The sequence below is a fragment of the Halococcus thailandensis JCM 13552 genome (genome assembly GCF_000336715.1).
Lineage (GTDB): Archaea > Halobacteriota > Halobacteria > Halobacteriales > Halococcaceae > Halococcus > Halococcus thailandensis.
In genome coordinates this window covers 1-9,204 of the sequence record NZ_AOMF01000018.1, presented here as the reverse complement: position 1 = coordinate 9,204, position 9,204 = coordinate 1, and the positions used below count along the sequence as shown (strand labels likewise).

Below are 9,204 nucleotides of genomic sequence, written 5' to 3'. Positions count from 1 at the left end.
TGGGGTGGTCTCGGTTTGGTCACCAGAGACAACCCCTTCCTGAAGGGAGTCAGTTGCTACCGAAGTCTAGACCGCTTTGCGACACGACCAATCAATTGGGGGAAAGTCGGCGTCTGGGTCTTCACCTCGAAGCCGTTCTCGTTTGGATTTCGTCGCACAGCCTTTGTCCATGACGAGCACGGAATCACCGATTCCGAGCTCGTCGATACGTTCGGCAGCATCGTCGACGGTGGTGGAGTGGTTGGTGTTGCCAGTGTAGATATCGTGGTGAAACGGCACCATATCTGGATTGACCGCAACGCCCATCACGAGTTGTTGCTTGTCAGGACGGTGTTCGCTGGAGTAGCCGTAGTTGCTGAGAGGGCACGCAGTGCCCTCGAAGTAACTGGATGTAAGATCGTAGAACACCGGGTCTTCGGGGGTGTCGTACAGCTCGTGAACACGCGTCCAGAGTTCCTCGTGGACGCGCTCGATGCCGTCCTCGTCAATGTAATCGAGGCTGTTGTACAGCGTATCAGTAGTGAGCCGTTCGTCCGGAAGATCAAGCAGTCCAGGGAGAGCAGTAAGCGGATACCAATCGGTGGTGGCGTCGATACTGCGGGGCTCAAGACAATGCGCAATGATCTGGACAAGGAGGAGTTTGCCCAAGGGCGGGCCGCCGCCCTTGGGCTGAAGCTGGTTCTGAAGGACAGCGTCTATTCCGAGCTTCTCGGCGGTAGCGTGGAGAGCGGCGACAGGACCATAGTCAACGGCCTTTTTCGGTACGATTTCTTCAAGTGGGTACTGAGACTGGTAGTCTGTGTCCGCGTCGAAGTCGTAGTTGTGTTCGACGAGGTACTCATAGAAATCAGAGAGGAGGGAGGGGTCGATCTCTGCGAGATCGACCTCGAACTCTCGTCGCTCTTGAGGAGTGATGTTGTCCAATCGACCAAGGTAGAGAAGTTGATTTTGCCGAGAGACTCCATCTTCCCAGACGGATTCGACAACGTTGTAGTAGACGTAGTCACGACGTTCGTTCGCTTTGATGTAGGCCATTTTGTCTACTCCAGTTTATGTAGAAAGCCTTTGTGCTACCTCTAAATCCCACATTTCGCACCCTGTCGTAGTTTCCGGAGTGATTTCCAGAGATACGGTTGATACGACAGTTTGTTTTATGCTAAGATAGTCAGAGATATTTTATTATATCCTGACGCTACTTATCGATAATGGTCGAAAAGGGGTCTGGTATGAAACAAATGCGCGAGCCAGAGAGGTTCCGCTCTCTGGCCGCGCTTACGCCTCTGGTTCGACGCCGTAGATGGTGACATCGAGATCGAGGAACTCAAGCACCCGCTCAGGAACCTCGACGTTACTGGGTAAATCTCGCTGGCCGTCAATCCGAACTACACGCATGTTTTCAAACCGCTCAAGGACGCGGCGTCCGGTGGGCCGATAACTTGTCGGCCCACCGGACAACTGCATCGGTTCGTCTGCATTCATCAATGCCGCGCGTGCGCGCCGTTCAATCAGTGAATAGACGAGTAACGCCATCAACAGCACGTATCCGAGTGCTTCTACGCGGTCGGGCCGGTCGAGAAAGACCGGCCCGACGCGTTTCGGATCCTTCACCACTGGAAACCGACGTTCGACCGCCTGTTGCTCCTTGTACTCCCGGAGCACCTGTTCTGCGGGCCACTCGTCGTCATCGGCTAACGAGGTGACGACCACGAAACAGCTCTCTCTTTTCTTGCGGTGGGCAATCGCCGCCGCGTCCCGCTGGACGCTGGCGGCGATTTTGTACACAGTCTCGTATGGATCCCACTCCTTCGGCGGGCGTCCAGGCTTATCGCGGCTCTTCTTCTGTTCGGTTTTGACGATCTCTGCGTCGAATTCGAAGCAGGGATCGTCGTGATCATCGAGCCACGTCTCCCATGCTTCGCGGGCATCGGGTTCACAGGCGAATGAGCGGTCGGTCAATTGACCGACCGCATCCTCAAGGTCCTCTTCGGTGCTGTCGAGGTTGTTGTCGATACGTCGCTTGGTGCGTCCATCAAGCGTGGAAGAGTGGACAACGACACACCGCAAATCATGGCCAGAGATGAGGTGCTGAAAGGTTTGAATCTGGTAGGAGGCGGCGTCTTCGTCGTCTTCATCATTGACGAACTTGCCAAGATCGGTCCAGTCGTTGTCCTCCCACGCGCGGTCGATGAGCGCATCGACCGCGCTGTATGTGCGCGGGAGGCGGCTGATAATAGAAATACCTTCAGCAGCGGCTTCATCAAGTGAATCTTCACACATTACCGCACTATCGGCGACGTAGACGGGAGGTTCGTCAGCGGCGAGCCGCTGACGGAGCTCACCAATGAGTTCAGTATTCCACGTGGTGTCGGAGGTATTCCCATCGAAGATATCTCCAAGGACGGGAACGCCCTCGCGGTTGACCGCGAGGCCGATTTGGAACTGGTTGAGGTGTCGATTGCCATCGCGGCTGTATCCCTGTGTGATCGAAAGGTCGTACTCGTCGTTTTCGTCCTCGTAGAGACCTTGGACAGATTTAGAGGTGGTGTCGGCGTGGACCACATTTGTGGCCACGCCTTCACGAGCAGCAGCTTCAGTCATCATGGTTCCAAGAAGCGTAGGGAGGTCAGTTTCAGCGAGCATATCGAGGAAGCGGGCCATAGCATCATCTGTCTCTTATACACATCTCTGAGCGGGCTGGNTCAGAGATGTGTATAAGAGACAGGATTAGGGCTGTGAGTCGGTATCTCGGTGGTAAGACGACCTGCTCATCGTCCCATTCGCAGAATTTGTCAACGATGTCGCAGAGACCACATTCCCGACACATAGCCCCAATAACCGGGAGCGGACCAGGTCCAAAGTCTTCGACGTCAGCAGTCACGGTGACCGTGACTGCGACTGGGGTAGTAATGAATCCCTGCTAAACACATCAACTGAAAATTACGTTGGCTGTTCAGAGAGGGTGCGAAATGTGGGCTAAATAACTTTTCCTATGTGTTTCTGTCTACGCCAGTTATACTAAGTCAACTTGAAACGTCTGCGAGAGCTTCTTTAGACGATCTAGCACGGCGAACAAAAATGGGATCGCTTATAATCTGCCCAAGATGGGTTTCGGTCGCTTCTGCGCCCGCATCATCTGACTGATTTGATCCGGTGGCGCTACTGTCGGTGTAGGACTGGCTTTCTGTCGACATCGTTTGATCTCCTCCACCCCACAAGGGAAGAAAAATCGGGGCTATCGCGCTTGATCGCAAGGTGTGCAGTTCAAGCACATTCAGGTACGCTAATAGAAATTATTATATACCATATGTGAAAATCAGTAATATGCGACGACGACACGTCTTGGCTGGCCTCACAGCAGGATTTTCGCTGCTTGCTGGCTGTAATGGAAGCACCGGCAACAACAGTACCGGCAACAACTCTACCCAGTCCACGAACGGGTCTAACACGTCGGCAAGTGGTGAAATAACTGCAACGACAGTTGCGACCACGATGGCCGAAACCGCCCAAGAGACCGCTACCCAAACTGAAACGCAGACCCAGACCCAAACAGCTACTGCAACCCCCACCCCAACACAGACAGCTACGTCCCAGCCCACAGCAGAGACCACAGCTGGCGGAACAGCAGCAATGGGGACAGCTACGGGATCGGGGAGTCTCGATCTCTCGAATCGCGAGACCTACAGCAGTAATTCCTACCCGTACACGATCGAATACCCGAGCGACTGGCAAGTGGATGAAACCGACCCCACGGAGGTTTCTTTCACGGCCTCAGATACTCCGAGTAGCCTAACTGTGTACCTCCGCGAAGGTGCGCCATCGTCAGTGACGCTCGAACAAGCGACAGAGCAGTTTTTGAGCGGCTACCAGCAGTCTGCCGGAGAGAATGAGATGACGAATGAAACACTTGACCGACGAGAAGTCACGCTCTCGAACGACAACCGCGCTATCTTTCTCGATCTGCGACTCAGTTCAGCCGAATCCTCCGTGAGCATCCGACAAAATGCGGTTCTCACGCTCGTCGGTGATACCCTCTATACCGCTGCGAGTACCATCCCGGAGATGGTGTACTCCTCGGAGGTTGGCCAGCAAGTAGAGGATATGCTGCTGTCGTTGACGGTCAGTGGAGACTCTGAAAGTACCGACACAGTGTGAACTGCCTGCTCTGCACCTATCCGCATTGCACAGGCTACTCGTCACGATCGACGACTTCGACCACACGAAGCGGACACTGATCGTCGTCGACGCTCAGTCCTGTCTGCTCTTCGATGTACCCGGTGCATTTATGATATTCCTGTCAGTATACGTGGTTGGAGTAGATACGTAATGGTTCGTCAAGACGGCAAACGCAACTTTGGCGTGCGGGAATTGGACGGGACGAGTCCACGTATTCGTAGGGAACTACCCACGACAAGCAGCTTTGAAAGCTGCTCGGCAGCTCGAACCCGCTGATACAGAGGCAGAAGCAGACGCCGACCGGCAGAAACTCCGCCTCCGTGAACGTGGGACCGATAAACTCCATATCTACGAGGGATGGGCGTGGGAGGAGGACGCACCCGAAGATGGTCCGGAATGGCTCTCTGGCACCATCACCGCAGCCAACGTNGATGGGCGTGGGAGGAGGACGCACCCGAAGATGGTCCGGAATGGCTCTCTGGCACCATCACCGCAGCCAACGTCGCAAAACAGGGCATCGAACATTTCGACGAATAGCAGCTACAGCGGTTCTGCTCGTCACATCAAAGGTTGGTGTGAAATGGCCTGCCTGTCGGCCGAACGCTCAGGTGGGCTCCGATTCGAGATCCTCGTTATCCGAGACAGTCGCCGATTCGCTAGCTGAGCCACCATCGGTTGTTTCGAGGCTCTCGTCGCTTTCCGCGATGACCTCGTCGGGGTCTTGGATGTCAGCAGTTGCCTCCCCAGTTTTAATGGCTTCTGCCTCCTGCTCCATCTCAGGAACGTCGAGGTCGGCTTCTTCGTCGATATTGCCAAGTATCTCATCGATATCGTCAAGACCAATCAGTTCGCGTGTCTCGGCATCGAAGTCGAGGCTCTCTAAATCCTGCCCGTCTTCGCGGATGTCGCTCCCCGTGAGATGCTTCCCATATCGACCAAGCATCGAAGAGAGCTCTTGAGGGAGGACGAACGTCGTCGAGTCGCCCTGCCCGATCGCTTCGAGCGTTTCCATCCCCTGCTCGATGACCGCACGTTCGCCCATCGATTCGGCGGATTTTGCGCGCAACACCGTAGAGACTGCATCACCCTGTGCTTCAAGGATCTGGCTTTGCTTTTCACCCTGCGCGCGGATGATGTTCGAGCGCTTTTGACCCTCGGCGCTCTCGACGGCGCTGCGGCGTTCACCCTGCGCTTCGAGGATCATCGCGCGGCGCTTACGTTCGGCGGAGGTCTGCTGCTCCATTGCTTGCTGGACATCTGCTGAAGGATTGACTTCTCTGACCTCGACTGATTCGACGCGGATACCCCATTCGTCGGTCGGTTCATCGAGCTCTTCGCGAATACGGGTATTGATTTTCTGGCGCTTGCTCAACGTGTCATCCAATTCGAGGTCACCTAATACTGCTCTGAGAGTTGTCTGCGCGAGATTCGAGACTGCACGCTTGTAGTCGTCGACTTCGAGAAAGGCTTTCTTCGCGTCCATGACTTTGATATAGACCACAGCGTCAGCGGTCACGGGGGAGTTGTCACGCGTGATAGCCTCTTGGCGGGGGACATCGAGGGTTTGGGTCCGCATATCGAATGGGTAGGTCTTGTTAACGAACGGTGGGACGAAATTAATGCCGGGCTCGAGCAGCTTACGGTAGTCGCCAAGGACCGTAAGCGCACGCTTTTCGTAGGCGTTGACGATCTCGATCGAACTGTAGACTGCGATGATCACGATCAACAGGACGAGCAGTGCTATAACGCCTATTCCGAGACCGGCTTGCAATGGTATCAACGTGAACACGATCAGTCTCATCTTCGAATAACAGAGAGATAAAGATTCGGGCTCTCCTGGGCATCCTCAGCCGACCGGAACAGGTCGTGGCAGATGTCGGTTTCGGTGTCCACGAGCGTTGGACAGGAGAATTTCGAATCGTGCTTGCCGATTACGGCGTTCATGAATCGTTGTTCAGTCGCTCTGAATCCGCGGTGCGACCATGAACTCGACATCCACCGCCCCATCGGCCAACTCGAAGGTGAGTTTGGCCGGGAATTCTTCGCCGAGTTGCATCCGAACCACAGTATCTGTCGGAATCGGCTTCCGGAGGTCCTTCAGATACTCCAGACTGAACAACGAATACGCACTTCCCCACTTGGCATCATTGAGGTCGTCGCCGGAGAGTTCGAGATCGACATCGTCGGTGTCGCCCTCGGCGTTGGCGATGAAACATTCCTCTCGTTCGTCGACCTGGAGAATGATGTGGTCGGAGACCATATCCGCGGCTCGAATAGCTCGCTTGAACTCGGCTTCATCCATCGAGACTGTGGCAGGCAAGTCGAGATCCGGAATATCGGGCTCTGCTCGGATCGAGTCGGGGTCGATGAGGGCAAGCGTGTACTCGACAGCGTTCATCTGCATGTCGAGCTTCCGGGTCTCGGGGTCGAGATCGAACTGCACGAGGTCGTCGTCGTTGTCGGCGATGCCGACCACCTCGTCCAATCGCTCAAGATTGATCCCGATCTCGCCACAGTCGGTGTCGTAGGCTTCGAACGCCTCAGCGGATACCTGTTCGTTGATCATCGCCACGTTGGCCGGATCGACCGCGCGAATGACGAGTCCATCCGTGTCGAGGTGGACGCGACACTCGTCGACGACCGCGTTCGCTGCGTCGATGGCTTGCTGTAGGTGCCCGGCTTCGATGGATGCCTCGAACAGCCCGACAGAACCGGTGGGGAGGGACTCCGCGTCCTCCTCTACGTCTTCTTCTGCCTCCGATTCCATCTCTTCCACATCTGTCTCTTCCTCGTCGGCCGTACCATCGTCTTCGGCGGCAGCAGCTGGACTCTCGGCTTCGACGGGATCGGCCGACGTATCGCGGTCTGAAGCAAGATCCTCGCCCACGTACCCGTCCTCGTCTTCGTCCTCGGCGTCGACGTTCTCACCACTCTCCGCACTTGCCTCGCTGCTCTTGGTCTCGTCGGCGGTGGAAGCGCTGTCGGCAAAATCGTCTCGGGTATCTGCTTCGTCGTCGATTCCCGGATTCTCGGCTTCCGTAGTATCCACAGGATCGAGGTCAGCGACGATGGTTTCGATCCCGTCTTTGAGGACGCCGTTGCCCTCGACGGTGCCATCGGGACGGATACGATAGGACTGACCGAGCTTCTCGGCGGAGACGGTTTCGCCGTCGTCTTCAACCTCGACGGCCATGCCCTTCTGTTCGAGTTCGTGTTTGAGCGCACGGGCCATCGCCGACGTATTGGTAGCGCCGTCACCGCCATCACCGCCGCTTTCGGCGTGCTCGTGGTCGGCTTCAGAGTCGGATTCACGGCTGTTCTCGACAGGGCTGTCGGTCGGTGCGTCTGGATCGGAACTGCTCGTGTTACCTTCGGTCATAGTTCGGTTGTCCTCGTGCGGACGTGTTCGTTTCTGTCCGTCCGCACACCTCTCTCGGAGGGAAAAACGAGTGTCAGAGCGCTCGATACGTGTCCTACCAGCCGGCGTCTCGCGACGGGAGGCTCATCTCGTCTCTGTCGACATCTGGGTGGCAGTCCGCGATCTGATCGAGTGCATCGATGGTGATGGCTGCCCCGCCGACCATCGAGCGAGCTTCCTCGCGGACGGCTTCAGCTACCGACATTCGCTGTCGGAACTCGTCGCTGGTGGCGTGAGTTGCGATGAACAATGACTCGCTGAACAACGTTGTGACGGCCTCACTCGCTTGTATGGCATCACTCGGAGTCCCACGGAGATGAGCGAGAGCCTGTTCTTCAGCGTCGGTTCGACCAGCGAGTACACACGCTTCCTCGCCGGTGAACGCCCCTATGGCGTCCTCGTAGGCGGTTCGAGCGGCAACAATATGGCTTTCGATATCGGCCAACTGGGCGTCGGTTTGGTTCACGGCACCTTCGATATACTGTTGGGAACCGCCGGCTTGCCAGAGTGCGTGGACACCGAGCTCGATGGCAGTTGGCAGGAACTCGTCGACGCCCGATTCGCGTTCAGGTGGTGGCGAGTATTCGCTCATGTGTCGTTGTGACCCCCGCAACTGTTCACGACGATCTTTGAGCTCGGTTTTGACGTGGGACAGATCACGGACGGCTTTTTCGAGGAGCGCAATTCCTCGATCGTGCTGGGGTGCTGGGCTTTCCTCGTCCTCGACTCCTTCGATAAGTTCGATCACGAGAAAGTCCGCGAGCGTGTCCCCGTTGTCGTGTTTGCACGCTTCCGCGTAGGACAGTGAATCGGCTGGATGGAGGTCGTTCACCTCTCGGTACGCTTCGAAGGCGGCTTCTGCGGCCGCTGTGGTGTTTGTCTCTGTCATGAGTGCTCTCTGCGTGGACGTGTTCGTCTCTGTCCGTCCGCGCACTCCTCTCGGGGGAAGAAAAACGGAGTCAGGCGTAAACGTTGTTGAACTCGTGTTCGCGGCGCATCAGTTCCTCAACACCATGTTCAAGAATCGCGCGTCCCATCGCTGTCGGGCGATAGTATGTATAGAAGCCCTGGCTGTCGGCCGTCCGTCGCTGGCGTTTGTCGACAAGACCGACATCCACCAGTTCGTTCAAGTGATAATGGAAATTATGAGATTCGGCCTCGACAGCAGTCTTGAGAGCTGAAGCACTTAGCTCGTCGTTAGCGACGAGCGTTCGTAGAATCCGGTACCGCGTCGAGTGACCAATTGCTCGTTGCATTGCGAGGTATTCATCGAGACTCAGCCCGCTGTCTTCGGGGAGCGGCGAGTCCGGCTGGCGTACTTCGGGGGTCGTTTGTCGCTCGGTTTCGCCCATTTCTGATATCCCTCTGCTCGGTACTTACTGCCGAAGATACTTAGCTATTGTCGACTAGATGATTTCTGAGATAGTCGATATTTATATACTGTTTGAGGGAATAGCATGGCGAATGCGCCAGCGAATTATTAACAACATCCCTCAAGAGATCGGCGATTCCAATGCACTCCCCAATAGCCCGTTGCACGGTTTCGAAATCAGTTCGGTAATATCGTACAGCAGTCACTAATTGCAGGAATAGTCACTTTCACTAGACTAGAA

8 protein-coding genes and 2 pseudogenes are annotated in these 9,204 nt (G+C 55.9%); 3 read left to right on the top strand and 7 right to left on the bottom strand.

Going from position 1 to position 9,204, the window contains the following annotated elements:
• Positions 1-66: 66 nt before the first annotated feature.
• From C451_RS24455 to C451_RS22370, 3 genes and pseudogenes are all read right to left on the bottom strand, one after another.
• On the bottom strand, positions 67-1,035 hold the full coding sequence (locus C451_RS24455; protein WP_449271489.1) for an IS1634 family transposase: 969 nt from the start codon (positions 1,033-1,035) through the stop codon (positions 67-69).
• Between the two features lie 237 nt (positions 1,036-1,272).
• A pseudogene (locus C451_RS00620) lies at positions 1,273-2,652 on the bottom strand (IS1634 family transposase); the annotation flags it as partial.
• Positions 2,653-3,020: 368 nt separating this feature from the next.
• Complete coding sequence (locus C451_RS22370) at positions 3,021-3,191, bottom strand: hypothetical protein (protein ID WP_161605805.1); 171 nt, start codon at positions 3,189-3,191, stop codon at positions 3,021-3,023.
• Positions 3,192-3,321: 130 nt separating this feature from the next.
• Between C451_RS22370 and C451_RS22820 the strand changes: the two genes are divergently transcribed.
• The 3 genes and pseudogenes from C451_RS22820 (at position 3,322) to C451_RS24205 (ending at position 4,710) form a co-directional block, all read left to right on the top strand.
• Entirely contained in the window at positions 3,322-4,152 is an 831-nt protein-coding gene (locus tag C451_RS22820) for a hypothetical protein (RefSeq protein WP_049912599.1), read from the top strand.
• Positions 4,153-4,323: 171 nt separating this feature from the next.
• Positions 4,324-4,615 (top strand): annotated as a pseudogene (locus C451_RS00610) (non-histone chromosomal MC1 family protein); the annotation flags it as partial.
• Positions 4,531-4,710 carry a non-histone chromosomal MC1 family protein gene (locus C451_RS24205; RefSeq protein WP_080503413.1) on the top strand — a complete coding sequence of 60 codons (180 nt, stop codon included), beginning with the start codon at positions 4,531-4,533 and terminating at the stop codon, positions 4,708-4,710. The pseudogene C451_RS00610 and the gene C451_RS24205, both read left to right, overlap by 85 nt.
• Positions 4,711-4,777: 67 nt before the next feature.
• Here C451_RS24205 and C451_RS00605 read toward each other — a convergent pair whose 3' ends face one another.
• The 4 genes from C451_RS00605 to C451_RS00590 all read right to left on the bottom strand — a co-directional run bounded on the left by C451_RS00605 (position 4,778) and on the right by C451_RS00590 (position 8,943).
• Complete coding sequence (locus C451_RS00605; protein WP_049912597.1) at positions 4,778-5,974, bottom strand: SPFH domain-containing protein; 1,197 nt, start codon at positions 5,972-5,974, stop codon at positions 4,778-4,780.
• Between the two features lie 153 nt (positions 5,975-6,127).
• Positions 6,128-6,874 carry a DNA polymerase sliding clamp gene (locus tag C451_RS00600; RefSeq protein ID WP_049912604.1) on the bottom strand — a complete coding sequence of 249 codons (747 nt, stop codon included), beginning with the start codon at positions 6,872-6,874 and terminating at the stop codon, positions 6,128-6,130.
• A 772-nt stretch (positions 6,875-7,646) separates the two neighbouring features.
• A complete protein-coding gene (locus C451_RS00595; protein ID WP_007736513.1) occupies positions 7,647-8,480 on the bottom strand; it encodes a hypothetical protein in 834 nt (277 codons plus the stop codon).
• 70 nt (positions 8,481-8,550) lie between these two features.
• Entirely contained in the window at positions 8,551-8,943 is a 393-nt protein-coding gene (locus C451_RS00590; RefSeq protein WP_007736512.1) for a winged helix-turn-helix domain-containing protein, read from the bottom strand.
• Between the last annotated feature and the right edge of the window lie 261 nt (positions 8,944-9,204).

Coding starts and splice junctions, on each gene's coding strand:
- C451_RS24455 (WP_449271489.1), bottom strand. CDS start 1,035: ATGGCCTACATCAAAGCGAACGAACGTCGTGACTACGTCTACTACAAC.
- C451_RS22370 (WP_161605805.1), bottom strand. CDS start 3,191: ATGTCGACAGAAAGCCAGTCCTACACCGACAGTAGCGCCACCGGATCA.
- C451_RS22820 (WP_049912599.1), top strand. CDS start 3,322: ATGCGACGACGACACGTCTTGGCTGGCCTCACAGCAGGATTTTCGCTG.
- C451_RS00605 (WP_049912597.1), bottom strand. CDS start 5,974: ATGAGACTGATCGTGTTCACGTTGATACCATTGCAAGCCGGTCTCGGA.
- C451_RS00595 (WP_007736513.1), bottom strand. CDS start 8,480: ATGACAGAGACAAACACCACAGCGGCCGCAGAAGCCGCCTTCGAAGCG.
- C451_RS00590 (WP_007736512.1), bottom strand. CDS start 8,943: ATGGGCGAAACCGAGCGACAAACGACCCCCGAAGTACGCCAGCCGGAC.